The 23256-nt window shown below is 70.8% G+C and carries 22 protein-coding genes; 11 read left to right on the forward strand and 11 right to left on the reverse strand.

Annotated elements, in window-relative coordinates; all coding sequences use genetic code 11:
- Window positions 1–416 precede the first annotated feature (416 nt).
- Window positions 417–1301, reverse strand: coding sequence for a diacylglycerol kinase family protein (locus ACZ6TV_RS00865; RefSeq protein WP_465293906.1), 885 nt, complete (start codon window positions 1299–1301; stop codon window positions 417–419).
- 89 nt (window positions 1302–1390) lie between these two features.
- On the opposite strand from ACZ6TV_RS00865, the gene ACZ6TV_RS00870 reads away from it, so the two are divergent.
- The 4 genes from ACZ6TV_RS00870 to ACZ6TV_RS00885 are packed head-to-tail and all read left to right on the forward strand — an operon-like array spanning window position 1391 to window position 5219.
- Window positions 1391–2677, forward strand: a complete 1287-nt coding sequence (locus ACZ6TV_RS00870) for an adenylosuccinate synthase (protein WP_465293908.1) — start codon at window positions 1391–1393, stop codon at window positions 2675–2677.
- A gap of 8 nt (window positions 2678–2685) precedes the next feature.
- Window positions 2686–3933 (forward strand): phosphoribosylamine--glycine ligase, encoded by a 1248-nt coding sequence (purD, locus tag ACZ6TV_RS00875; protein WP_465293910.1) that lies wholly within the window; start codon window positions 2686–2688, stop codon window positions 3931–3933.
- A 60-nt stretch (window positions 3934–3993) separates the two neighbouring features.
- Window positions 3994–4485 carry a SigE family RNA polymerase sigma factor gene (locus ACZ6TV_RS00880; protein ID WP_465293912.1) on the forward strand — a complete coding sequence of 164 codons (492 nt, stop codon included), beginning with the start codon at window positions 3994–3996 and terminating at the stop codon, window positions 4483–4485.
- Window positions 4476–5219, forward strand: coding sequence for a hypothetical protein (locus tag ACZ6TV_RS00885; protein WP_465293914.1), 744 nt, complete (start codon window positions 4476–4478; stop codon window positions 5217–5219). The genes ACZ6TV_RS00880 and ACZ6TV_RS00885 overlap by 10 nt, the downstream gene beginning before the upstream one ends.
- Here ACZ6TV_RS00885 and ACZ6TV_RS00890 read toward each other — a convergent pair.
- Genes ACZ6TV_RS00890 through ACZ6TV_RS00900 form a run of 3 tightly spaced genes read right to left on the reverse strand, consistent with a single transcriptional unit; the run spans window position 5210 to window position 8493 of the window.
- The gene (locus ACZ6TV_RS00890; RefSeq protein ID WP_465293916.1) at window positions 5210–6763 is read right to left on the reverse strand and encodes an AMP-binding protein; all 1554 of its coding nucleotides are present in this window, start codon (window positions 6761–6763) and stop codon (window positions 5210–5212) included. The genes ACZ6TV_RS00885 and ACZ6TV_RS00890 overlap by 10 nt on opposite strands.
- A gap of 52 nt (window positions 6764–6815) precedes the next feature.
- On the reverse strand, window positions 6816–8030 hold the full coding sequence (locus tag ACZ6TV_RS00895) for an acyl-CoA dehydrogenase family protein (protein WP_465293918.1): 1215 nt from the start codon (window positions 8028–8030) through the stop codon (window positions 6816–6818).
- A gap of 7 nt (window positions 8031–8037) precedes the next feature.
- Complete coding sequence (locus tag ACZ6TV_RS00900) at window positions 8038–8493, reverse strand: SCP2 sterol-binding domain-containing protein (protein ID WP_465293920.1); 456 nt, start codon at window positions 8491–8493, stop codon at window positions 8038–8040.
- 80 nt (window positions 8494–8573) lie between these two features.
- Here ACZ6TV_RS00900 and ACZ6TV_RS00905 point away from each other — a divergent pair, with 80 nt between their 5' ends.
- A complete protein-coding gene (locus tag ACZ6TV_RS00905; RefSeq protein ID WP_465293922.1) occupies window positions 8574–9188 on the forward strand; it encodes a TetR/AcrR family transcriptional regulator in 615 nt (204 codons plus the stop codon).
- A gap of 10 nt (window positions 9189–9198) precedes the next feature.
- On the opposite strand, the gene ACZ6TV_RS00910 is transcribed toward ACZ6TV_RS00905, so the two are convergent.
- Window positions 9199–10158: a rhomboid family intramembrane serine protease gene (locus ACZ6TV_RS00910; RefSeq protein ID WP_465293924.1), complete on the reverse strand. Its 960-nt coding sequence runs from the start codon at window positions 10156–10158 to the stop codon at window positions 9199–9201.
- A 20-nt stretch (window positions 10159–10178) separates the two neighbouring features.
- The gene (locus ACZ6TV_RS00915; RefSeq protein WP_465293926.1) at window positions 10179–10718 is read right to left on the reverse strand and encodes a peptidylprolyl isomerase; all 540 of its coding nucleotides are present in this window, start codon (window positions 10716–10718) and stop codon (window positions 10179–10181) included.
- Window positions 10719–10879: 161 nt separating this feature from the next.
- Between ACZ6TV_RS00915 and ACZ6TV_RS00920 the strand changes: the two genes are divergently transcribed.
- Window positions 10880–11518, forward strand: a complete 639-nt coding sequence (locus ACZ6TV_RS00920) for a hypothetical protein (RefSeq protein WP_465293928.1) — start codon at window positions 10880–10882, stop codon at window positions 11516–11518.
- Window positions 11519–11579: 61 nt separating this feature from the next.
- On the opposite strand, the gene ACZ6TV_RS00925 is transcribed toward ACZ6TV_RS00920, so the two are convergent.
- Both ACZ6TV_RS00925 and ACZ6TV_RS00930 read right to left on the reverse strand, forming a co-directional pair.
- Window positions 11580–12716 (reverse strand): magnesium and cobalt transport protein CorA, encoded by a 1137-nt coding sequence (locus ACZ6TV_RS00925; protein WP_465293930.1) that lies wholly within the window; start codon window positions 12714–12716, stop codon window positions 11580–11582.
- Between the two features lie 255 nt (window positions 12717–12971).
- Window positions 12972–14063: an aminotransferase-like domain-containing protein gene (locus ACZ6TV_RS00930; RefSeq protein ID WP_465293932.1), complete on the reverse strand. Its 1092-nt coding sequence runs from the start codon at window positions 14061–14063 to the stop codon at window positions 12972–12974.
- Window positions 14064–14161: 98 nt separating this feature from the next.
- Between ACZ6TV_RS00930 and ACZ6TV_RS00935 the strand changes: the two genes are divergently transcribed.
- Window positions 14162–14671 carry a Uma2 family endonuclease gene (locus ACZ6TV_RS00935; protein ID WP_465293934.1) on the forward strand — a complete coding sequence of 170 codons (510 nt, stop codon included), beginning with the start codon at window positions 14162–14164 and terminating at the stop codon, window positions 14669–14671.
- Between the two features lie 1343 nt (window positions 14672–16014).
- Here ACZ6TV_RS00935 and ACZ6TV_RS00940 read toward each other — a convergent pair.
- Complete coding sequence (locus ACZ6TV_RS00940) at window positions 16015–16401, reverse strand: CBS domain-containing protein (RefSeq protein WP_465293936.1); 387 nt, start codon at window positions 16399–16401, stop codon at window positions 16015–16017.
- A gap of 173 nt (window positions 16402–16574) precedes the next feature.
- On the opposite strand from ACZ6TV_RS00940, the gene ACZ6TV_RS00945 reads away from it, so the two are divergent.
- The 4 genes from ACZ6TV_RS00945 to ACZ6TV_RS00960 all read left to right on the forward strand — a co-directional run bounded on the left by ACZ6TV_RS00945 (window position 16575) and on the right by ACZ6TV_RS00960 (window position 20801).
- The gene (locus ACZ6TV_RS00945; protein ID WP_465293938.1) at window positions 16575–18011 is read left to right on the forward strand and encodes a GuaB1 family IMP dehydrogenase-related protein; all 1437 of its coding nucleotides are present in this window, start codon (window positions 16575–16577) and stop codon (window positions 18009–18011) included.
- A gap of 116 nt (window positions 18012–18127) precedes the next feature.
- Window positions 18128–19438, forward strand: coding sequence for an MATE family efflux transporter (locus ACZ6TV_RS00950; protein ID WP_465293940.1), 1311 nt, complete (start codon window positions 18128–18130; stop codon window positions 19436–19438).
- Window positions 19439–19473: 35 nt separating this feature from the next.
- Window positions 19474–19971 (forward strand): SigE family RNA polymerase sigma factor, encoded by a 498-nt coding sequence (locus ACZ6TV_RS00955; protein ID WP_465293942.1) that lies wholly within the window; start codon window positions 19474–19476, stop codon window positions 19969–19971.
- 5 nt (window positions 19972–19976) lie between these two features.
- Window positions 19977–20801 carry a hypothetical protein gene (locus tag ACZ6TV_RS00960; RefSeq protein WP_465293944.1) on the forward strand — a complete coding sequence of 275 codons (825 nt, stop codon included), beginning with the start codon at window positions 19977–19979 and terminating at the stop codon, window positions 20799–20801.
- On the opposite strand, the gene ACZ6TV_RS00965 is transcribed toward ACZ6TV_RS00960, so the two are convergent.
- Both ACZ6TV_RS00965 and ACZ6TV_RS00970 read right to left on the reverse strand, forming a co-directional pair.
- Complete coding sequence (locus ACZ6TV_RS00965) at window positions 20767–22107, reverse strand: hypothetical protein (protein ID WP_465293946.1); 1341 nt, start codon at window positions 22105–22107, stop codon at window positions 20767–20769. The genes ACZ6TV_RS00960 and ACZ6TV_RS00965 overlap by 35 nt on opposite strands.
- Window positions 22104–23255: a glycosyltransferase family 4 protein gene (locus ACZ6TV_RS00970; protein WP_465293948.1), complete on the reverse strand. Its 1152-nt coding sequence runs from the start codon at window positions 23253–23255 to the stop codon at window positions 22104–22106. Before ACZ6TV_RS00970 ends, ACZ6TV_RS00965 begins: the two co-directional genes overlap by 4 nt.
- Between the last annotated feature and the right edge of the window lies 1 nt (window position 23256).

Here is a 23256-nt window from a genome sequence, read left to right on the forward strand (position 1 = left end):
CCGGGATCGCCGCGGCACCCGCGATGGGCACCGGGGCGGGACCGGACGACGGCGACCTCACCGGAGCGCCCGAGGCCGGCACGTGGGGGACCGGCTGGCCGTGCTGGATCGCCTCGCCGAGCTGCTCGCGATGCAGCGACGACGCTTCCACCCACGGCCCCGCGGGTCCTTCACCGTCGCCCTGGCCGGCTGCCGCGAGGTCCGGCCGCCGTGCCGGTGGTTGTGACCACGGCGACCCGACGTGCTCCACCACCTCACCGCCCGAGGCCTCGGAGGTCTCGTCCGCGGGCACCGGGCCCGCCGAGGTGCGCCGGCCCGAGATGTCCTCGTCGGGCGGCCAGAGTGCGTCGTTCACAGCTGTTCCCCTCCCGCGCTCCCCCACCGTATGCGAGACGACACCGTATGCGAAGGCGCCGTCAGGGCACGTAAACGGCCCAGGCGGCCCGCTCCATCCACCAGGATCGCTTGCGGGAGAGGGTCGCCTCGGCACCGTCGTCGACGAATGGGACCTCGGAGCGCGGGGTGACCGAGACCGCACGGCCGTGCGCGCGGCGGACCTCGATCTCGACGCGGGGCTGGCGGAAGAGCGACCGGGACGCCCGCGGCACCGCGACCGCCACGTCCAGGACGCCGTCCTCCATGGAGGGCGAGAGGACCAGCGGCAGGCCGTCGACGGTGGCGTACCGCGACGCGTTCGCCACCACCGACATCAGCACCGGCTCGGTGCCGTCGGCGAGGACGGCGTCGTCGACCTCGACCCGGGCCAGGAACGTGCTGGCCGAGCCGCTCGCGTCGACCCCGCCGACCAGGACGCCGTCGAGGGTGACCCCGCCGCCGTCGTTGCGGAGCAGGTCGAGGCGGCGGACATTGCCGCCGAGCACGGCGGCGGCCACGTCGGCGGGTCTGCGGGGCAGGCCGAGGCGGGTCACGAGGTCGGTGGAGTCCGGGCCGAGCGGCTGGATCCCGATCGGCGGCAGGTCAGGCAGGGTCCGGTCGTCGGGGATGACCGCGTCGGACGAGGACCGTTTGCTGGGTGCTGGGGCGTACATGCGGACCAACCGCCGCATGACCGCCCGGAGCTGCCCGTCGGCGGCGGTCGCCACGATGAGCCGCACGTCGGGCAGGGCCTTCAGGGCGGCGTCGATCTCCGCGTCGGTGTGCGCGACCACCGTCTCGACCTGGGCGCTTGCCATGCGCAACGCGTCGCGGCAGGCAAGAATAGGGGTACGCGTGCCGCACGCGCCTCCATCGCAAGCACATTCCGTGCTGTCGCCGAGCGCGAGCACCACCACGTCGACCACCGTTGTCAACCTGCCTTTCACGCGGTTGTTAGCCTGGCATCCCGGGCGACCCGCTGGGGCGCCCGACCCTTTGGAGAGGGCAACAGACGATGCCAGCGATCGTGCTCATCGGCGCTCAGTGGGGCGACGAGGGCAAGGGCAAGGTTACCGACATGATTGGCGGCGACGTCGACTACGTCGTGCGCTATTCCGGCGGCAACAACGCCGGTCACACCGTGGTGACGCCGGACGGGCAGAAATTCGCCCTGCACCTCATGCCGTCGGGGGCGCTGTGGCCCAACGCGGCGATCGTCATCGGCAACGGGGTCGTGATCGACCCGAAGATCCTGCTGATCGAGATCGACGGTTTGGCGGAGCGCGGCGTCGATGTGTCCCGCCTGATGATATCGGGTGACGCACACCTCATCATGCCGCACCACCGGGCCCTGGACCGTGTCGTGGAGCGCTACCTCGGCTCGTCGCGGATCGGCACTACCGGCCGCGGCATCGGCCCGGCCTATGGCGACAAGGTCGCCCGCATGGGCATCCGCGTCCAGGACCTGCTCGACCCGGGCATCCTGCGCAAGAAGCTCGAGATCGTGCTGCGCGAGCGCAACCAGGTCCTCTTCAAGGTGTACAACCGCAAGGAGCTCGACGTCGACGCGACGGTCGAGGAATACCTGACCTACGCGGAGCGGCTGCGTCCCTACATCACCGACACGCGTCAGGTGCTGTGGAAGGGCCTGGAGGAGGGCCGGACGGTCCTGCTCGAGGGCGCCCAGGCGACGATGCTCGACATGGACCACGGCACCTATCCGTTCGTGACGTCGTCCAACCCGACCGCCGGCGGCGCCTGCGTCGGCGCGGGCGTGCCGCCGACCGCGATCACCCAGGTGATCGGCGTGACCAAGGCGTACACGACCCGGGTCGGCTCCGGGCCGTTCCCCACCGAGCTGTTCGACGAGCACGGCGTGCACCTGCGCAAGATCGGCCGGGAGTATGGCACGACCACCGGCCGTGAGCGGCGCACCGGTTGGTACGACGCGGTCGTCGCCCGGTATGCCACCAGGCTCAACGGCATCACCGACCTGGTCGTCACCAAGCTCGACGTGCTGTCGGGCCTGGAGACGGTGCCGCTCTGCGTCGCCTACGAGATCGACGGCAAGCGCACCGACGAGATGCCGATGACGCAGACCGAGTTCCACCACGCGACCCCGGTCTACGAGGAGCTCCCCGGCTGGTGGGAGGACATCTCGAAGGCGCGCGAGTTCAGCGACCTGCCGGCCAACGCGCAGCGCTACATCGAGCGGATCGAGGAGCTCGCCGGCACCCGCGTGTCGATCGTCGGGGTGGGCCCGGGCCGTGACGAGAACGTCGTGCGGCACAGCCTGCTTTAATCTGTCGCGTGCGCGTACTCCTGCTCGGCTCCGGTGGTCGTGAACACGCCATCGCCGCCGCCCTGGCTGCCGACCCGGCCGTGACCGACCTGATCTGCGCCCCGGGCAACCCGGGCACGGCTGCCATCGCGACGAACGCCGAGGTCGACGCGCTCGACCCGGACGCGGTGGCAGCCCTCGCCGTCGAGCTCGGCGCGGATCTGGTCGTGGTCGGCCCCGAGGCGCCGCTCGTGGCGGGGGCCGCCGACGCGGTCCGCGCGAAGGGCATCGCCTGCTTCGGCCCGTCGAAGGCGGCCGCGCGGCTGGAGGGCTCGAAGGCGTTCGCGAAGGACGTGATGCGGGCGGCGGGCGTGCCCACCGCCCGCTCGTTCGTCTGCACCTCACCCGAGGAGCTGGCGACGGCCCTCGACACGTTCGGCGCGCCCTATGTCGTCAAGGACGACGGCCTCGCCGCCGGCAAGGGCGTCGTGGTCACCGACGACCGCGACGAGGCCCTCGCGCACGGCGCGGCCTGCGAGCGGGTCGTCGTCGAGGAGTATCTCGCCGGCCCCGAGGTCTCGCTGTTCGTCGTCACGGACGGCACCGCCGCCGTGCCGCTGCAGCCCGCTCAAGACTTCAAGCGGATCGGCGACGGCGACGCCGGGCCGAACACCGGCGGGATGGGTGCCTATTCACCGCTGGCCTGGGCGCCCGCAGGGCTGGTCGACGAGGTGATGGCGGCGGTGGTGCAGCCGACCCTCGCCGAGATGCGCGAGCGCGGCACGCCCTTCTCGGGGGTGCTGTATGTCGGGCTGGCGCTGACCGCCCAAGGCCCGAAGGTCATCGAGTACAACTGCCGCTTCGGCGACCCGGAGACCCAGGTCGTCCTGGCCCGGCTCGAGACGCCCCTCGCCGGGGTGCTGCACGCCGCCGCCGTCGGCCGGCTCGCCGAGGACCCGCCGCTGGCCTGGCGTCCGGGCTCGACCGTGTGCGTGGTCATGGCCAGCGCCGGCTACCCGGAGTCGGCCCGCAAGGGCGACGTCATCACCGGCGCCGACGGCGTCCCCGGTGTGATCCACGCCGGCACCGCCCGCGGCGAGGACGGCGCCCTGGTCACCGCCGGCGGGCGGGTCCTGACCTGCACCGCGACCGGCGACACCCTGGCCGACGCCCGCGCCGCCGCCTACCGTCTGGTCGACGCGATCAGCTTCGACGGCGCCCAGCACCGCACGGACATCGCGCTCGCCGCAATGGAAAACAGAATCACCGTTCCGTAGGCAACCCCGGGTGCCCCGGCCTCCGTTCACCCCATGAACCTGGATGGGGAGGGAGCACGGATGCCGACCGATCAGGCATACCGCGACTACGTCGCGGGCAACCTGGACCGCCTGCGCCGCACCGCCTTTCTGCTCTGCGGCGACTGGCACCTGGCCGACGACCTGACGTCGACGGTCCTGGTCAAGCTGCTGCGGCACTGGAAGCGCGCGTCGCGGATGGAGCACCTCGACGCGTACGTGCGGCGCATGCTCATGTCCGCGTGGCTCGACGAACGCCGCCGCCCGTGGCGCCGCGAGTCGTCCACCGACCGCCTGCCGGACCGCACCGCCCCGACCGGCGACGTGGACCAGCGGCTCGACGTGATCTCCCTCCTCGCCGGGCTGCCCCCGCGCCGCCGGGCCGTGCTGGTCCTGCGGTACTTCTGCGACCTGTCCGTCGAGGAGACCGCCGCGGCACTCGGCTGCAGCGAGGGCACCGTCAAGAGTCAGGCCGCCCGGGCGCTGGAGTCGCTGCGGGCCGGCCTCCAGGAGGGAGACCCGCTGTGGATCTGACCCAGGCCATGCACGCCGCCACCGCCGACCCGCCGCCCACCGACATCGACGTCGACCAGCTCATCACCGGCGAGCGACGCCGCACGCGTCGCCTGACCGCGCTGACGGGTGCCGCGCTCGCCGCCGTGCTCGTCGCCGGCGGCGTCGGCGCCGTGACCTGGCGGCACCAGCCGTCCCCGCAGTCGCCGGGCGCGCCACCGGTCGGCGCGCCGCCGGTCGTCGTCACCGCCTCGGAGGATGCGCAGTCGTGCGGGATCACGACGGCGGTCGACGACGGGCTGCTCACCGGCGCGGCGCCGCTCGTGCCGGTCGACGAGTCGTGCTTCCTCGCCGTGGTCCGCCTCGGTGACGCGCTCACCACGGCCCTGACCGCCCAGCTCCCGGACGCGACGATCACACCGCCGCTGCCGGCCGAGATCGCGCCGGTCGTCGGTGCCCACGGCTACTTCACCGCGTTCCGGGTCGCCGGCGGCGATCTCGAGGTGCGGCTGCGGGGCAGCGAGACCACCGCCGCCGGCTTCGACGCCTGGCGGGCGAGCCGGTGCCAGCAGGCGACCTGCCGGGTCGACGTCCGCGGCGACCAGAAGCTGCTCGTCCGCAGCACGCCCGGCACCATCGAGGTGGTGGCGTTGCACAGCGACGGCACGATGGTCTCGGCGCTGGCCCGGGGCGGGCTGACCGAGTCGCAGCTCATCGACCTCGCCGTGGTGCCGGAGCTGACCGTCTACCCCTGATCGCCGAAGAGCCGGCGGCGGACGACCTTGCCGGTGGCGTTGCGGGGCAGGGCGGCGATGAAGTGGACGTCGCGCGGGACGGAGAACCTGGCGAGGCGGTGCCGGACGTATTCGCGCACCGCCTCCGGGTCGACGTACTCGCCGTCGTGCAGGGCGATCCACGCCGCGAGGCGCTGGCCCCACTCCTCGTCCGGTACACCGGCGACGGCGACCTCCCGGACCTGCGGCAGCTCGGCGATCACGTCCTCGACGGCCGCGGGGTAGACGTTCTCCCCGCCGGAGATGACCATGTCGTCCTCGCGGCCGTCGACGAAGAGCAGGCCGTCGGCGGAGACGTGGCCGAGGTCGCCGGTGGCCAGCAGCTCGCCGTGCGACTCGCGGCCGGTGCCGTTGGTGTAGCCCTCGAAGAGCATGTCGTTGCCGACGAAGATCCGGCCGATGACGCCGGTCGGCAGTTCGGTGCCGCTGTCGGACAGGATCGCGACCCTGGTGCCGTGGGGTGGGCGGCCCGCGGTGCCGGGGGACGTCAGCAGCTCGTCCGGCGTGGCGATCGACGCCCAGGACGCCTCCGTGGAGCCGTACAGGTTGTAGAGCACCGGGCCGTACAACTCCATGAAGCGCGAGGCGAGAGGGCCGGTGAGCGCGGAGCCCGACGTCGCCACCACCCGCAGCGTCGGCATGGGCAGCGGCGTCTCCAGCAGGCGCTGCAGCATCACCGGCACCGCGAACAGCGCCGTGCAGTCCGTCGCGCGGATGGCGTCGACGGTCGACCGCGGGGTGAAGCGGTGGGCCACGACGATCGTGCCGCGCAGCGCGAGGCACAGTTGCAGCGCGGCCAGCCCCCACGTGTGGAACAGCGGCGCGGCGACGAACATCCGCTCGCCGGCGTAGAGCGGGATGCGGGACACGACGGACGCGAGCGGCCCGAGCCCCGACGGATTGCGCCGCCGCGCGCCCTTCGGCGCACCGGTCGTGCCGGACGTCAGCACCACCACGGACCCGGCCGCGGCGGGCGGCTCGAGCTCGGCGGACGGCGCCCGGTGGATGAGGCCTTGCGTCTTCGACATCGCCAGTCGCGGCAGATTCGGCGGTACCGCGGCGAGCATGCCCAACAGGTCGTCGTCATGGACGAGCAGGGTCAGCGACTGGTCGTACGCCACGGCCTCCAGCGAGGTGTTGCCCAACCCCGTGTTGACCAGGACTGCCTGCGCGCCGAGGGCGATCAGGGCGAGCATCGCCTCGACCATGCCGGCCGAGTTGTTGCACAGCAGGCCGATGCGGTCGCCGGCGCGGACCCCGTGCTCGGCGCGCAGGGCGTTGGCGAGGCGGCGGACCCGCGCGTCGAGCTCCGCGTAGGTGACCTGGCGGTGCTCGTCGACGACGGCGACCCGGTCGGGGTCGCGCGCCGCCGTGGAGCGCATCTCGCCGTACAGGCCGAAACCCCACCGTCGCAGGGCGTTGAGCTGCCTGACGATCCGTGCGGGGCTGCCCGGGTGCAGCAGCTTCCGGCTGGCCATCGTGCGCAGGATGAACGGCGTGTCCATGGCGGGGACTCGCTTTCTGTGAAGGCCGGCCCCAGGGACCGGCCTTCATGCGTCAGCGGATGTAGGTGCCGGAGATAGCGCGGGCGACGACCAGGCGCTGGATCTCGCTGGTGCCCTCGAAGATCGTGTAGATCTTGGCGTCGCGATACCAGCGCTCGACCGGGTGCTCCCGAAGGAAGCCGGCCCCGCCGAGGATCTGCACGGCCTTCTCGGTCGCCGCGACGGCGACCTCGCCGGCCTTGAGCTTGCTCATCGAACCCTCGCCCGCCTCGAACGGGCGGTTGTTGCGTCCCATCCAGGCGGCCCGCCACACCAGCAGGCGCGCGGCGTCGATCTCCATGCGCAGGTCCGCCAGGGCGAACGCGATCGCCTGGTTCTCGATGATCGGCCGGCCGAACTGGACCCTGTCCTTCGCGTAGTCCAGCGCGTACTCGTATGCCGCGCGGGCCACGCCGAGCGCCTGCGCGCCGACCGCGGGCCGGGACAGCTCGAACGTGCGCATCGCGGCCTGCCCCTGCGCCTTGCGGCCCTCACGGGCGCGGGCGAGCCGGGCATCGAGGGCCTCCTTGCCGCCGAGCAGGCACCGGCCGGGCACCCGCACGTCGTCGAGGAACACGTCGGCGGTGTGCGAGGCGCGCAGCCCGAGCTTCTTCAGCTTCTTGCTGCCGTTGAGTCCGGGTGTCCCGGGCGGCACGACGAACGCGGCCTGCCCGCGCGATCCCAGCCCGGGCTCGACGCTCGCGGTCACCACGTGGACCTCGGCGATGCCGCCGTTGGTCGCATACGCTTTCTGCCCGCTGATCACCCACTCGTCTTTTGCTTCGTCGTACCGCGCGCGGGTCTTCATCGAGCCTACGTCGGAGCCCGCCTCGGGCTCGGTGGTGCAGAACGCCGCGACCTTCGGGTCGGCGGCGTCGCCGAAGCACTGCGGCACCCACTCGAGCATCTGGTCGGGCCGGCCGGAGGCGTAGATCGCGGCGACCGCGAGACTGGTGCCGAAGATCGCCATGCCGATGCCGGCGTCGCCCCAGAAGAGCTCCTCGTTCGACAGGCACAGCGACAGGCCGGTCGGGTCGGCCCAGGTGTTGGCGAGGAACTCGAAGCCGTAGAGGCCGATCTTCGCCGCTTCCTGGATCACCGGCCAGGGGGTCTCCTCGCGGGCGTCCCACTCCGCGGCGGCCGGGCGCACGACGTCGGCAGCGAAGCCGTGCACCCAGTCGCGGAGGTCCCGCTGCTCCTCGTTCAGGTCGAGCGAGAACTCGGGCATCAGGTCATCAGGCCTTCGGGATGTCGAACAGGTTCGCGATGTTGGCGGCCAGGCCCAGGTCGCCCTTGGCCTTGAGCTTGCCGGTCATGAACATCATCATGGGGTTGCCGGCGCCGGAGACGACCTTGAGGAAGTCGACGGGGCCGACGGTGATCGCGAGCTTCGGCTCCTGGTCGGGGCTCGGCGAGAGCGTGCAGGCGCCGTTGGCGATGACCAGCTCATAGGTTTCGGCGCCGCCGTCGGGCGCGCCGGTGATCGTCCAGTGGATGATCGCGTTGGTGGAGCCGGCGCGGTCGGGGCGGAACAGCTCCGGGAAGCGGGAGAAGATCGTGTCGAGGATCGCCTTGCGCTGCGGCCCGGCCATGAGCTCGCCGAGCTGGGCGTCGGAGGCGCCCTTCACGAGCTGGGCGAACTGCTTCGGGTCGACGTTGTTGAAGTCGCCCAGGGCGTCGAGGTCGGCCATGTCGGTGTGCCCTTCGTCTTCACTTCATGGGGTTAAGCTACTGACGCGTAACATTACGCACGAGTAAGTATGGTGACAAGATGTTGAAACGACTTCCGCGGGTGGTGCGCGAGCAGCAGATGCTGGACGCCGCGGTGCACGTCTTCTCCGATCGTGGCTTCCACGCCGCTTCGATGGACGAGATCGCGGAAGTCGCCGGCATCTCCAAGCCGATGGTCTACGCGTATCTCGGCACCAAGGACGAGCTGTTCGTGGCGTGCCTGCACCGGGAGGCGACCCGTCTCATGGAGGCGGTGGCGGCGGGGGTACTGCCCACCGCGAAGCCCGACGAGCAGCTGTGGCACGGCCTGCGGGCGTTCTTCACGTTCGTCGGCGCGCACCGTGACGGCTGGCGGGTGCTGTATCGGCAGGCCCGCAGCGAGCCGCACTTCGCCGGGGAGCTGGCCGGGATGCGGGCCCGGATCGTCGAGGTGGTCGCCGGGCTGCTGGAGAGCGCCGCCACGGCCGCTGAGGTGCCCGGCCGGCCGGGCGACTTCACCGCGATGGCCTATGCCTACGTGGGCGCCGCCGAGTCCCTCGCGGACTGGCTCGCCGACCACGAGGACGAGGACCCCGACCAGACCGCCACGCGGATGATGAACTTCGTCTGGGTCGGGGCCGACTCGCTGCTGCAGGGCCGCGTCTGGCGCGCCTGAGCTTTCGCGCTCAGTCCGGGCGGGTGCTCAGGTATTCCTCGAGCGTCGGCAGGCTCGCGCCGTGCACCACCGTCACCACGCCGAGCAGCACCGCGACCACGATCACCGCGGCCGTCTGGATCAGCGTGCGGTGCTTCTGCGGCGCGTAGGCGAGTCCAGCCGCCACCAGGGCGCCGGTCACCAGGCCGCCGAGGTGTCCGGTGATCGAGATGCCCGGCACGCTGAAGGTCAGCACCAGGTTGATCACCAGGACCGGAACGACGCCGGCGATGCTGCGGCGCATCTTGCGCAGGACCACGATCAGCGCCCCGAACAGGCCGTAGATCGCGCCCGAGGCGCCCGCGGTGAGGCTCTCCGGCGAGGCCAGCAGGAAGGTCGCGACGCTGCCGCCCAGCCCGGCCACCATGTACAGAGCGAGGAACCGGGCCCGGCCCAGCGCCGCCTCCAGCGGCCGGCCGAGCACCCACAGCGCCCACATGTTCATCAGCAGGTGGAACACGCCGTAGTGCAGGAACATCGAGGTGAAGAGGCGGTAATACTCGCCGCCCGCCATCCCGCCGTTGTCGAACACGATGTGCTCGGAGTCGACCCGCTCATAGCCGTAGGTGATCAGCGCGCCCCACTCGTGCAGCGGCGTGCTGCCCCCGAGCAGCCCGCCCAGCCCGCCGCCGGCGACCGACGAGGCACTGCCGGAACTGATCACGGACGCGAGGAACACCAGCACGTTGATGACGATCAGCGAGATCGTCACCACACCCAGTGCGCCCTCTTGGCCGCCGCCGAACGCGGTCCGGACCGGACGCTGTGTCCTGGCACCCTCGCGCACGCATTCCGGACACTGGAAGCCGACCGACGCCTCATTCATGCAATTCGGGCAGATCGGCCGGTCGCAGCGGGTGCACCGGACATACGTCTCACGGTCAGGGTGCCGGTAGCAGACGGGGACCACGTTCGCCGGCGGCTGAGTCATGCTGACAAGATTAGCCAGCCCTATGACACTCGCTCGATGTCCACCCGCTCGATGACGATGTCCTGGCGGGGACGGTCCATCTGGCCCGTCTGGGTGCTGCCGATCTGCTGCACGACCTTCCGCGAGTCGTCGTCGACGACCTCGCCGAAGATGGTGTGCTTGCCGTTGAGGTGCGGCGTCGGGCCGAGCGTGATGAAGAACTGCGAGCCGTTGGTGCCCTGGCCGAAGCGGATGCCCGCGTTGGCCATGGCCAGCAGGAACGGCCGGTTGAAGTGCAGCTCCGGGTGGATCTCGTCGTTGAAGTTGTAGCCCGGGCCACCGGTGCCGGTGCCCGTCGGGTCACCGCCCTGGATCATGAAGCCGTCGATCACGCGGTGGAAGATGACGCCGTTGTAGTACGGGCCCTTGCCGGGCTCACCCGTGCGCGGGTCGGTGTATTCCTTGCTGCCCTCGGCGAGCTCCACGAAGTTGCGAACGGTCTTCGGGGCGTGGTTGGGGAACAGCTCCAGCCGGATGGCGCCGACGTTGGTGTGCAGCGTCGCGAACAGTTGCTCGGCCACCAGTTCTCCCTTTCTTTGGTGACATTCCGTCATCACGTTAGCCGACGCTCCGTTTGGCGGATCCGGGTGTACGGGGCGCCTCCACGCGGCAGGATGACGAGCAGCGGACCGGTTCGGAATGTTTTCCCTGGGTAACCCGGGGAGAACGAGGTTTCGCGGCCATGGAGGTGGAGCAAGTGTTTGGACGTCGTGACGTGAAGACGCACCGTCGGCTGATGCAGGAGGAGCTCGGCGAGAGCCTGGGCCACCTGCGGATGGCTGCGGCGCACGCCGCTGATGGCGCCTCGGGAGCGTTGGCGCCGCGCGTCGAGAACGCCCGTAAAGCGGTCAAGCCTGGCATTTCGAAGGCCAGTGACGCTGCGGGGACGATCCTCGTCATCGCCCGCGAACGGTCCCGCCAGGCGGGCAAGCAGGCCGAGAAGATGGGGCGCAAGGGGAAAGCGAAGATGATGAGGAACGAGAGCCGTAATAGCCGTCGCTGGCCGATGGCGATCGGTGGCCTGCTCATGGCGGGCGCTGCAGTCGGCGCGGCCACCGCCCTCATGCGGCGCCGCCGGGCCAACCAGACCTGGGACGAGTACGGCTCGACCCGCACCACCAGCGACACCGGCTCGATGCTCGACTCGGCGAAGTCCACGATGGACGCCGGGATCGACAAGGCCAAGACGATGGGCGAGGCGGCCAAGGACCGCGCCTCGGACCTGATCGGCAGCAAGAACACCAACACCGGTCCGGCGGGCAGCGGCGAATACGAAAAGCACCCGATGCCGCAGGCGGCATCGAAGAACAGCCGCTCCTGACTTGAGCGCGCGGACGGGCCCTCCCCAGCCACGGGGGACGGCCCGTCCGCGTTCTGTCGTTCTACAGCCAGCCCGACTTGCGGAACGCCCGGTAGAGCAGCGCCGATGCGACGACCATCAGCGTCATGACACCCGGATAGCCGAAGACCCATTTCGTCTCCGGCATGAAGTCGAAGTTCATGCCGTACACGCCGGCGACCGACGTCCATACGGCGGCGATACCGGCCCAGGCGGCGATCTTGCGCATGTCGTTGTTCTGGTCGACGCTCACCTGCGCGAGCCGCGCCTGCAGCACCGAGTTGATCACATCGTCGAGGTAGAGGACCTGCTCGACGGTGCGCACGAGGTGGTCGTTGACGTCCCGGAAGTACCGCCGGATCTCCTCCGGCACCTCGGCGAGCTGCCCGCTCACCACGCCCGCCAGGGGACGCTGGAGCGGCAGGACCGCGCGCTTGAACTCCATCAGCTCGCGCTTCAGCTGGTACACCCGCTGAATCCGATCCGAGCCCTTGCCTTTGCTGCCCTTCAGCGGGCTGAAGACCTGGTCCTCGATGATCGCGACGTCTTCCTCGATCGCCGCCACGACCTCGACCATGACGTCGACCACCGTGTCGGTCACGGCATAGGCGACCGCCCACGGCCCCCGCGCCAACACCTCCCGCCGCCGCTCCAGGTCCGTGCGCACCGGCGTCAACCGGCACGCGTCACCGTGGCGGACGGTGATGATGAAGTGCTCACCGATGAACATCAGCACGTCACCGGTCTCCACGACCTCGCTGCTCTCGGTGAGCTCGTCGTGCTCGACGTACCGCGCGGTCCGCATCGTCATGAAGGTCATGTCGCTGTACCGCTCGACCTTCGGCCGCTGCGAGGAGTTGACGGCGTCCTCGACCGCCAGCTCGTGCAGCTGGAACGTCTCGGCGATCGCGGCCATCTCGCCCGCGCCCGGCTCCTTCAGCCCGACCCAGACGAAGCCGTGCCGATGCCTGCGCGCCGCGGCGAGCGCCTCCGCGTAATGCCAGTTGCCCGGCTGCCGGACGCCATCGACGTACAGCGCGCAGTCGACGATCGAACTGACCGTGGAGGGTGGCTCGCTCGCCGCCGTGGCCGGTGCGGCCGGACTCAGGATGCGGGACATCGCCCGTACCGGTCGGGCCAGCGCCCTGGACAGTGAACCCGCCAGTTGCTCGTCGGTCATCGCGACCTCCGCCGTGTCGTTGCTTGGCCTCTGCCCTCGTGCTTGCCGCTCGGGCACGAAAGTAGGCACCGGGTGGGTCGACCGCAGGTGGGGGGTGGGGGCGCGGTCGACCCACCCGGTGCCGTTGGGGGGCGGGGGGTGATGTCTGCAGCGCGATTCAGCAAAGCGCGCCGGGCTGGATTTTGGGCCATCCGGAGCCGACTGCGGAACCCACCCCACCATCACGGTTTGGTGTCGCTTTTCTTACAGCCTCTTTCAGCCCTTACGGACGGCCTCGATCGCCGCCGCGAGACGGCTCACACCCTCGTCGACCTGATCCGTCAGCACCGCCGAGAACGCCAGCCGCACCGAGTGCTTGCCGCCCTCCAGCAGGAAGTCGCTGCCCTTGACGACCGCGACCCCGAAGTCCTTGGCGGCGACCGCCTCCAGCTCCGTCGTGTCGACGTCCTCGGGCAGCTCGACCCACAGGAAGTAGCCGCCGTCGGGCTCCACGAACGTCGCGTCGGGCACGTGCTTGCGCAGCCCTTCCGCGAGCAGCCGGGCCCGCTCGCCCAGCGTCGCGGACACCGTCGCGATCGACCGCTCGATGTCACCGCTCACGCAGAACTGGTGCGTGATGGCCTCCGCGACCATGCTCGGCGAGATGTACAGGTTGGTCGCCCGCTTCGCGATCGCGGCGATCGTCGCCGCCGGCCCCACCAGGTAACCGACCCGGAGCCCGGGCGCGATCGTCTTGGTGAACGAGCTCGCGTGCACGACCACCCCGGCCGTGTCCTGCGACAGCATCGTCGGCAGCTTCTCGCCCCGCCAGCGGATGTCGGCGTACGGGTCGTCCTCGAAGATCGTGAACCCGAACTCCTGCGCGAGCTCGACGAGAGCCGTCCTTCTCGCCGCGCTCAGGGTCACCCCGGCAGGATTCTGGAAGTTCGGGATGATGTGCGCCAGCGTGGGTCGCACGCCTTTGTGGAGGAGCTCCCGCAGCTCATCGGTGTCGATGCCGTCGGCGTCGACCGTCACCTGGTGCACCGTGGCACCCAGGTTGCGCAGGTTGAGCAGCGTCCGGTCATACGTGGGCTTCTCCACGATCACCGCGTCACCCGGCTTCACCAGGTGCTCGAACAGCAGCGCGTCGGCCTGCAGCGAGCCGTTGGTCACGATGACCTGGTCTGCGTCGACGCCGTGCTTGGCCGCGATCCACGACCGCAGCGGAAGATAGCCGACAGACGTGCCATAGGCGGTGATGCCTGCCGGGTCGGCCTCAAAGGCCCGCACCGCAGCGGCCTTCAGCCCGTCAACGTCGATGATGTCAAGACTGGGTGCGCCACGAGCGAAAGAGATGAGCTGCATGGCGCCAGCCTACGAGTTCCCCCTCCCACCCCTCAGCCGAGTTCCGCCCGCTCCACCAGTTGGAAAAAATGTCGTACCTGGGTGGGACGATGCCGGGTATGACGATGGCTGCCTTCACGGCGCACCGGATCCAGGACGGGGACCTGCTCACGGCCCCTCCGGCGGTCTCACACCGCCGGGCGACCCACCGCCTCGAGACGATGCTGCGCAAGGCCTGCCCACCAGAGTTCACCGTCCTGGCCGTCGGGCTCGGCGTCGACTGTGGCGATGGTCGCACCTATGTCCCTGACCTGCTGGTCACCTCCGCGGCGGCCCTTGAAGGCGACGGCGACACCATCCTCGCCGCTGATGTGCTCATCGCCGTCGAGGTCATGTCCCTGAGCAACCCTCTGTCCGGCCTGCTCCTGCGCCGCCACGACTATGGCGCGGCGGGCATTCCGCAGCTGTGGATCCTGGATGCCCGCGGCCAGACCCTCACCGTCCACACCGACCCGATCAGCGGTGCCCAGGCAGACGGCTATCTGACCGCCACTGTTGCCACGGCCACTGCGCCATTTGCCACGGAGGTGCCGTTCCCCATGACCATCGACCCGTCCCAGATCCGCTAGCCGCCCCAGCCGGAGCCGGGCCATTCGCGACTTGACCTGCTCGCGGCCGGCCCGCTCCGGCAAACTGCGGCGTTTCGCTGCTGGTCTGGCTGTCGGGGGCGCGGCTCGGTCTGGCCGGCTCGGTCTGGCCGGCTCGGTCTGGCCGGCTCGGTCTGGCCGGCTCGGTCTGGCCGGCTCGGTCTGGCCGGCTCGGTCTGGCCGGGGCCGTTCGCTGCTGGCCTGGTCAGCTCTGGTTGCTCGCATCATCCGGACTTGGCCCGGTTGCGGTGACTTGCTCGGCCGGAGACGGCCGGGCTTGGCCGCTCCAGCTGGAGCCATCGCGCTCGCCCGCACCAGCTAGAGCTGCCGGATTGCTCGGTCGTGCCGCTTCGGGTGTCACCGGCCGGGGCGCCGCACGGTCAGGACGACCCCGCGGACCTGGCCGCAGGCCTCGAGCTGGGAGTTTCGCCGCACCCGCGGCCGGGCGTTGCTGCGTCTCGGGGGCAACGGCAAGACCACTCTGGCGGGTCTGTGCCACGCACGCTGTGTCGCACCGCTCTCCCGGACGACGACGCCACAGACGGCTGCACCGCCGTTCTCACCGTCCGCTCGCCCGGCCTGGTCTGGCCTGCTCGTCTGGTCTGGCCCGCCCGCCGCTCGTTCCGCTCCGGTCCGCACCGCCCTGCCCGGCCAGCCCGCCCTGGCTTGCGTCGCCCCGGCCCTGCCTGCTCGGCCCTGCCTGCTCGGCCCTGCCTGCTCGACCCTGCCTGCTCGCCTGGTCCGGTCCTGCTCGCCGCGGTCCGCCGGCCGTTCGTTCTGGCCTGCTTCGGTCCGCACCGCCCTGCCCGGCTCGCACCGCCCCCGGCTCGCACCGCCCCCGGCTCGCACCGCCCCCGGCTCGCACCGCCCCCGGCTCGCACCGCCCTGCACCGGCCCGGCCCTGCCTGGCCCGGACCTGCACCGGCACGGCACGGCACGGCACGGGGAGGTTGCCGCATCGGCTTCAGTTGCATCACCAATGCAGCGCCCGTGCCTAGCGAGGTGGCCTCAGCCGGTTCATTGGGCCACCGAATTTCGCGGGGTCACGGGGTGAGGCGAAGGGCAGCCACCGGGATGCTGCGCGCACGCGCGGTCCCTGCCAGCGCGCAGCGCGCAGGCAGTGCGCCGCTTGCGGCGCATTGGGGGTCTGGGGTGAGAATCCCCCAGGAGGCCGCGGCTTGCCGCGGGACAAGGTCAGGTCAGCGGTCTGGGGTGAGAATCCCCCAGGAGGCCGCGGCTTGCCGCGGAACTAGGTCAGGTCAGCAGGCCGCGGCTTGTCGCGGAACTAGGTCAGGTCAGCGGGCCGCGGCTTGCCGCGGGACAGGCTAGGCGAGTGCGGTTTGGTGGACCCAGACTCTGAGGATGTCGCGGACTGAGATGACGCCTAGGACGTCGTCGTTGTCGAGGACTACGAGGTGGCGGAAGCCGCCGCGGACCATGGCGGAGGCGGCTTCTTCGATGGTCCAGGTGGGGCTGGCGTAGACGACTTCCCAGGTGATGTGCTCGGCGGTGCGTTCGACGTCTGGGTCGAGGTCGGCGCCCAGGGCCTTCAGGATGTCGCGTTCGGTGATGATGCCGACGCCCGCGCCGTCGGGGTCGACGACGATGGCGGAGCCGACGCGGTGGCGGGACATCAGCTGGGCCGCCTGGCGGAGCGTGTGGTCCGGGCCGAGCTGGACGACGGCGGTGGACATTGCTTCGTGGACCTGCATCAGGCATCACTCCTTGTCGACGGCCAAGGCACCTTACGCAGAATTTTCCCCGCTCAGCGGCCTGCGCTCAAGGGCTGCTCACCCTCGCGAGCGGATGAGAAGCGGCGCCGGAAGTCAGAAGGAGCGCGAGAAGCGCCGATACCGCGCCGGAACGCGCGTTAGAGTTCGGAGACGTGCGCTTCCTCAATGATCAGCAGCCGGGTTATGACCTGACGTATGACGACGTGTTCATGGTGCCGGGGCGCAGTGCCGTCGAGTCACGCATGGCCGTCGATCTGAACACTCGCGACGGGAGCGGCACGACGATTCCGATCGTGGTGTCCAACATGACCGCGGTCGCGGGGCGGCGGATGGCGGAGACGGTCGCCCGGCGGGGGAGTCTGGCGATCATTCCGCAGGACATCCCGATCGACGTGGTCGCGGAGGCGGTGTCGTGGGTGAAGCAGCGGCACCTGGTGCACGACACCCCGATCACGTTGGGGCCGACGGAGACGGTGTCGCTGGCGCTGGACCTGCTGCCGAAGCGGGCACACGGCGCGGTGATCGTCGTGGAGGACGGCCGGCCGGTGGGGGTCGTGACCGAGAGCGACTGCACGGACGTGGACCGCTTCAGCCAGTTGCAGAGCGTCATGTCGCGCAATCTGCAGACGCTGCCGGAGGACGTCAGCCCGGAGGCGGCGTTCGAGCAGCTGACCGCGGGACACCACAAGCTCGCCCCGGTCATCGACGGGAAGGGCCAGCTGGTCGGCATCCTGACCAGGAACGCCGCGCTGCGCGCCACGCTGTACCAGCCGGCCGTCGACAGCAACCAGCAGCTGCGCATCGGCGCGGCGATCGGCATCACCGGTGACGCTTCCGGGCGGGCCGACAAGCTGCTCGCGGCCGGGGTCGACGTCCTGGTCGTCGACACCGCGCACGGGCATCAGGAGCGGATGCTGTCCACGCTGCGGGCCGTCAAGGCGCTCAACCCGAGCGTGCCCGTCGTCGCCGGGAATGTCGTCACCCGTGAGGGGGTCGCTGACCTGATCGAGGCCGGCGCCGACATCGTCAAGGTGGGCGTCGGGCCGGGGGCGATGTGCACCACCCGGATGATGACCGGCGTGGGGCGGCCGCAGTTCTCCGCGGTCCTGGAGTGCGCCACCGAGGCGAGGCGGCACAACCGGCACGTGTGGGCCGACGGTGGTGTGCGTCACCCGCGTGACGTGGCGCTGGCGCTGGCCGCCGGGGCGTCCAACGTGATGATCGGCTCGTGGCTGGCCGGCACCCACGAGTCGCCGGGCGACCCGCGCCGCGATCCGAGCGGCAAGCTCTACAAGGAGAACTTCGGCATGGCCTCGGCGCGGGCGGTGAGCCGGCGTACCGCCGACGACAGCGTCTACGAGCGCGCCCGCAAGGCGCTGTTCGAGGAGGGGATCTCGTCCTCGCGGATGTATCTGGACCCGCGTCGTCCCGGGGTCGAGGACATTCTGGACGCGATCGTCGCGGGGGTGCGCAGCGCCTGCACGTACGCGGGTGCGAGCAACCTGGAGGAGTTCGCGGAGCGTTCCACGGTGGGAATTCAGAGCGCTGCCGGGTACGCGGAAGGAAAACCTCTGGATGTCAGTTGGTGAAGGGGTCGACGGGATAGTCTCGTCACCCGCAGGTCACGTATGGTGCACGTCGTGAAGCTCGTTCGCGACCGTGGCCGTCGAGGGTGACCGACCAGCCGCCATCACGCCGCCGCCGTATGCAGGCGTTTCGTGTCGCGTCCCGTTTCGTCGGTGCCGGCCTGCTCGACCAGGTCGTCATCGCGACCGCCAACGCGGCGAACACGCTGCTCGGCGGCATCCTGCTGCCCAAGGACCAGTTCGGCGCGCTTGCTCTCGCGCTGAGCGTCGGCTACTTCTCGATGTACCTCAACCGGGCGTTCGTCGGTGACGTGCTGCTCGCTCTCGCCTCACGGTTCGAGGGCGAGCACCGCGGCCGGTTGATCCGCAACGGGCTGACGACCGCGTTCTGCTCCGGTGTGACCACGATGGTCGTGTTCGTCGTGTTGTGGCTCTCCTGGCCGCACGACGGCAACATCGATCTCGACGAGCTGATCTGGCTGGTGCCGTTCATGGTGCCGCTGATGCTGCACGACACGGCCCGCTGCGACTACCTCGCCGACCGCAGGCCCGACAAGGCGCTCGGCATCGACCTCGTCTGGGCCGGCACCCAGGGCGTCGTGATCATCGCCCTGATCCTCACCGGCAACGAGAGCGCGGGCGGGCTGCTCGCCGCGTGGGGGATCGGCGCGACCGCCGGCGCCACCGTGTACCTGCTGCGCGAGCGCCGGGTGCCATGGCGGGGCAACCCCAAGGCGTGGCTCGCCGAGACCAGGCACCTGTCCGGCTGGTTCACCGCCACCGCGATCGTCGCCCAGGTGCAGGTCCTGTCGATCAGCTTCCTCGTCGCCGGCAAGCTGTCGAAGATCGACCTCGGTAACCTGCGGTTCGTGCAGACCGTGCAGCTGCAGCCCGTGCAGAACCTGGTGGCGGCGATCCAGGGGCTGCTCGTGCCCCGGGCATCCCGGGCGGCCGCCGACGCGGCGAAGCCCGGCGCCGAGGGGGCCGACGCCGCCGCCACGCTGCGCCGCCAGACCCGGCAGCTCGCGATCGCCTTCGCGGTGCTGGGCACGCTGATGGTCGTCATCGTGTGGCCGCTGGTGTCGTGGGTGCTGGAGTCGACCGGCAAGTTCGCCGAGGCCGCGCCGCTCGCACTGCCGATCGCGCTGCAGGGTGCCGTGTATCTGCTCCAGGTGCCGTTCACGGCCGCGATGCGCGGGATGCACCGGGCCAGGATGCTGTTCGTGCAGTACGTGGTCTTCGCGACGGTCTCCCTGACCGGCCTGTCGGTCGGCGCGAGCCAGGGTCTGCAGGGGGCGGCGTGGGGGCTGCTCACCGGTTCGGCCACCGGACTCGTCTGCATGGTGCTGCTGTACGCCTACGCGCTCAAGTCCGTAGGCCCGCAGGCACCCGCACCGTCGCCGAGACTGGACGCGACGCAGAGCGCCTGAGCAACCTTTCGCGCCCCCCAGACGTGCTAGGGGCCGTGGAAGACACCGACGCCAGCTACGTGGCCTTCGTGGAGGTCGCCTGGCAGCGACATCTCCGGCTGGCCATCCTGCTCACCGGCGACCGGCACCGCGCTGAGGACCTGCTCCAGGACTGCCTGGTCAGGATCTACGAGCGGTGGCGCCGGCTGGCCCGCGCCGACGACCCGCACGCCTATCTGCGCCGCATGCTCGCCAACGGCAACGTGTCGCTGTGGCGCCGGCTGCGCCGGGAGCGGCTCGTCGCGGAGCCGCCGGACTCGCCCGACCGGTCCGCCGACCGGCACCCCGACACCGACGTGCTCCGGCACGCGCTGCTGGCGCTGGCGCCCCGGCAGCGGGCGGTCGTCGTGCTGCGGCACTACGAAGACCTGTCCGAGGCGGAGATCGCCGGCATCCTCGGCTGCTCCGTCGGCACGGTCAAGAGCCAGAACGCCCGGGCGCTCGCCAAGTTGCGCGCCTTCCTCCGTACACCCGCCGAAAACGGAACCAGGTGAGCCATATGAGCATCGACCAGCATCTGAAGGATCAGCTGCACGACATGGTGGACCGCGAGCCGGGCTCGCCGGCGCCGACCCGTGTCCTGCTGGAGCGCGGCCGGCGGGCCAGGCGGCGCCGCACCGCGACCCTGGCCGGCGTCACCGCCATGGCGGTCGCGGGGGTCGCCGGGCTCGCCGCGGTCGCCGCCGGCGCCGTCGAGCTGCGGCCACCGGCGGCCACACCGGGCGTGGTGGCACAGCAGAGCGAGCAGCAGGAGACGCCCCGGCTGCGGCTGGCCGCCGCGGTCACCGCCAGCGGGTCGACCAGCTACGCGTTCACGATCAGCATGGTGGCGACCGTCACCCGGACCGCGAAGGGCGAGTTCGACCCGGCGACCACCACCGGCGTCCTGCACTACGGCGACGGCAGCGAGCAGCGGCTCGTCAGCGGCGTACGGTTCATCGGCGACGGCTCCGGCGGTTGGAAGCGCCAGAACGACGGCAGGCACGACGCGCTCACGTTCAGCGGCCTCGGCGACGACCCGTTCACCGTGTCCGGCGACCCGGCCCAGCTGCTGCAGAACCTGTCGAAGGTCGGCACGGTCACCGAGGCGTCACCGGGCGTGTACCGCTTCACGATCCAGCACGCGTCAAACGGACCGGCCGCGTCGCCCCCAGCGGTCACCGCCGGCGAGGCAACCGTCGTGGCCGGCAAGGTCACGAAGGTCGTCTACAAGACGCCTTTCTACGAAGACCTGGGCAAGGTCACGGAGGCCGCGGTCACCGTCGAGTTCGCGGACTACGGCAAGCAGGTCACGGTGCAGCAGCCGGCGCGCTGGGTCGACTGAGCAGCAGGGCGGCCTCGCCGGCGAGCAGCAGCAGCCACAGCGTGCCGCCCGTCCCGCCGATCAGCCACTCGTTGGTGATCATCGTGAACAGGGCGCCGGGCAGCAGGACGACGAGCCACGGGTCGGCGTCCCGGCGGCGGCGCCACACGTTCCACAGCAGCAGGCCGAGGCCGGTGAGGAAGGCGGCGACGCCCACCACGCCGGCCTTGCGCAGCGCGGCGAGCGGCGCGTTGTCCACGGTCAGCTTGATGTCGGCGCCGCTGCTGGCCCGGTAGACGGTGGCCCTGGCGTCGCGGGTGTTGCCGAGCAGCTTCTCGGTGAGGCTGTCGCGCCGCCAGTCGGACTCGACCTGCCGCCAGGTCTCGACCCGGCCGCTGCTGACTCCGGCGTCGTCGCCGTACCGCTCCTTGACCAGGAACGACGGGCCGTTGAACACCAGTACCAGAGCGAGGGCGGCCACGGGGACGAGCGCCTGGCGCCGGCCGTACACGAGGAACACCAGCGTCGAGATCAGCATGAGCAGGAACCCGGTGCGCGAATCGCTGGTGCACAGGACCAGCGCGGCGGTCGCGACCGAGCCCAGCCGCTGCCAGGCCGGCAGACCGAGATCGGCGCCGATGCGGATCGCGGCCAGCCCGGCGATGCAGGCCATCGCGTTGGGATGGTCGAGCAGCCACGACGCGCCCCAGAAGCGGTATTCGAACCCGCGTCCCCACGGCGTGTCGGGCACGACGTGCGGGGCGGTGAACACGTTGCCCGAGCCCGCCAGGAACAGCACGGCGACGGTGCCGAGGAACGCGACGGCGATTCCGAGCGTGAGCCGTGCGAAAACTCCGCGGAAGGCGAATACAGCGAGCACAACAAGTCCGAAATATCCGGCATACAGCACGCGCTGCACTGCGATCTCGGGCTTCATCACGAGCAGCGCCCCGAGCGCGCCGATGAGCAGGTAGGACACGCCGAGCCAGGCGGCACCCGACCGCAATGCGACGGGAGAGACCGGCCGGAACCAGAAGAGCATCAACACACCGGACAGCAGTAACAGGCTCCACACGACGGCGCCGGTGTTGGTATACGTCCAGCTCAGCACCCCTTGCAGTGCGAACACCGCACCGAGGGCGAGCCCGCGGGGGTCGGCGGCCCGGACCAGTGACCCGGCAAGCACCCCGACCGCGCCCGCGATCAGGCCGGCGACCAGGGCCAGGGCGGCGGCGGAGAAGCTGTCGTCGACGACGAGCTCGACGGCGCCGGCGATCAGGCCGACGGCCAGGATCCCGGCCGTGACCCAGCCGGCCCGCCGCGTCACCGAAGGACGCTGCGGTAGACGTCGATCAGCCGCTCGGTGAGCACATCGGGGGAGAAGTGCTCCTCATACCGCCGCCGCGCCGCGGTCGTGAGCCCCGAGGCCCCGCCGTGCGCCTTCGCCAGCCCGTCGGCGAGCGCGGCGGCGTCGGGATCGACGACCCAGCCCGCGTCACCGGTGAGGAACGGCAGCCCGCCCCGGTCGGTGACAAGCACCGGACGGCCGGCGCACAACGCTTCCAGCACGATCGTCGGCAGCGTGTCGTGCCACGTCGACGCCGCGATCACGCACGCCGCGGCGCCGATCTGGGCGCGCACCTCGGCGTTGGGCAGGACACCCAGATACGAGATGTCGGACCTGTTCGCCGCGGCGGCCTCGGCGAGCGGCCGGAGGGGCCCGTCGCCGATGATGCGCAGCGGCCCGAGCGAGCCGTCCTCGTGTCGCTGCCATGCGTCCAGGACGAGCTCTAGGCCCTTCTCGGGGGACAGGCGCGCCGCGTACAGGAAGCCCTTGCCGGGTCCGGTCGCCGCGCCGGTGTCCGGAATGCCGTTTGGTTTGACCGTGATGTGCGCATCCGGGATGCCGAAGTCCCGGAGATGATCGGCGATCCGGTCGGTGAGCGCGATGAACCGGTCCACGCCCCGCCACGTGCCCCGGTGCACGGCAAGCGTCGCCGCCATCACCGCCGACTGCGCCTTCGAGTCCCGGTAGCAGGCGTGCCTGATCGCCGGCAGCGGGAACGCCTTGCCCCGGCACTCGGTGCAGATGTGCCCGTCGCGGAAGTACAGGCCGGGCGCACACACCTGCCGGTAGTTGTGGACCGTGTGCACGACCGGTACACCCGCAGCGTGGGCGGTCCGGACCACCCACGGCGACAAGAGCGGATACGGATTGTGCAGATGCAACACATCCGGCTTTTCCGCTTTTATCAGCTTTTCCAGCGCGCGCTGCGAGTCGCCGTTGCGGATCGGCGACAGCGGCAGCAGCACCTTCTGCGCCTTGGAGAACGTGCCGATCTCGTCGGAGCTGCGCAGGAACGGCAGCACCGACACCCCGGCCGTGGACAGTTGCGCGATCTCGGCGTCGACGATGACGTTCTCACCGGACGGTGCGCCGGACGCGTAGCGATTGTGCGCGACAACGACCTTCATG

The organism is Dactylosporangium sp. NPDC051087, assembly GCF_055586325.1.

What these genes read in the sequence shown, in the direction of transcription:
- ACZ6TV_RS00870 (WP_465293908.1), top strand. Translation starts at nt 1,391, where the DNA reads ATGCCAGCGATCGTGCTCATCGGCGCTCAGTGGGGCGACGAGGGCAAG.
- ACZ6TV_RS00880 (WP_465293912.1), top strand. Translation starts at nt 3,994, where the DNA reads ATGCCGACCGATCAGGCATACCGCGACTACGTCGCGGGCAACCTGGAC.
- ACZ6TV_RS00890 (WP_465293916.1), bottom strand. Translation starts at nt 6,763, where the DNA reads ATGGACACGCCGTTCATCCTGCGCACGATGGCCAGCCGGAAGCTGCTG.
- ACZ6TV_RS00895 (WP_465293918.1), bottom strand. Translation starts at nt 8,030, where the DNA reads ATGCCCGAGTTCTCGCTCGACCTGAACGAGGAGCAGCGGGACCTCCGC.
- ACZ6TV_RS00900 (WP_465293920.1), bottom strand. Translation starts at nt 8,493, where the DNA reads ATGGCCGACCTCGACGCCCTGGGCGACTTCAACAACGTCGACCCGAAG.
- ACZ6TV_RS00905 (WP_465293922.1), top strand. Translation starts at nt 8,574, where the DNA reads ATGTTGAAACGACTTCCGCGGGTGGTGCGCGAGCAGCAGATGCTGGAC.
- ACZ6TV_RS00910 (WP_465293924.1), bottom strand. Translation starts at nt 10,158, where the DNA reads ATGACTCAGCCGCCGGCGAACGTGGTCCCCGTCTGCTACCGGCACCCT.
- ACZ6TV_RS00920 (WP_465293928.1), top strand. Translation starts at nt 10,880, where the DNA reads ATGGAGGTGGAGCAAGTGTTTGGACGTCGTGACGTGAAGACGCACCGT.
- ACZ6TV_RS00925 (WP_465293930.1), bottom strand. Translation starts at nt 12,716, where the DNA reads ATGACCGACGAGCAACTGGCGGGTTCACTGTCCAGGGCGCTGGCCCGA.
- ACZ6TV_RS00930 (WP_465293932.1), bottom strand. Translation starts at nt 14,063, where the DNA reads ATGCAGCTCATCTCTTTCGCTCGTGGCGCACCCAGTCTTGACATCATC.
- ACZ6TV_RS00935 (WP_465293934.1), top strand. Translation starts at nt 14,162, where the DNA reads ATGACGATGGCTGCCTTCACGGCGCACCGGATCCAGGACGGGGACCTG.
- ACZ6TV_RS00940 (WP_465293936.1), bottom strand. Translation starts at nt 16,401, where the DNA reads ATGCAGGTCCACGAAGCAATGTCCACCGCCGTCGTCCAGCTCGGCCCG.
- ACZ6TV_RS00950 (WP_465293940.1), top strand. Translation starts at nt 18,128, where the DNA reads ATGCAGGCGTTTCGTGTCGCGTCCCGTTTCGTCGGTGCCGGCCTGCTC.
- ACZ6TV_RS00960 (WP_465293944.1), top strand. Translation starts at nt 19,977, where the DNA reads ATGAGCATCGACCAGCATCTGAAGGATCAGCTGCACGACATGGTGGAC.
- ACZ6TV_RS00970 (WP_465293948.1), bottom strand. Translation starts at nt 23,255, where the DNA reads ATGAAGGTCGTTGTCGCGCACAATCGCTACGCGTCCGGCGCACCGTCC.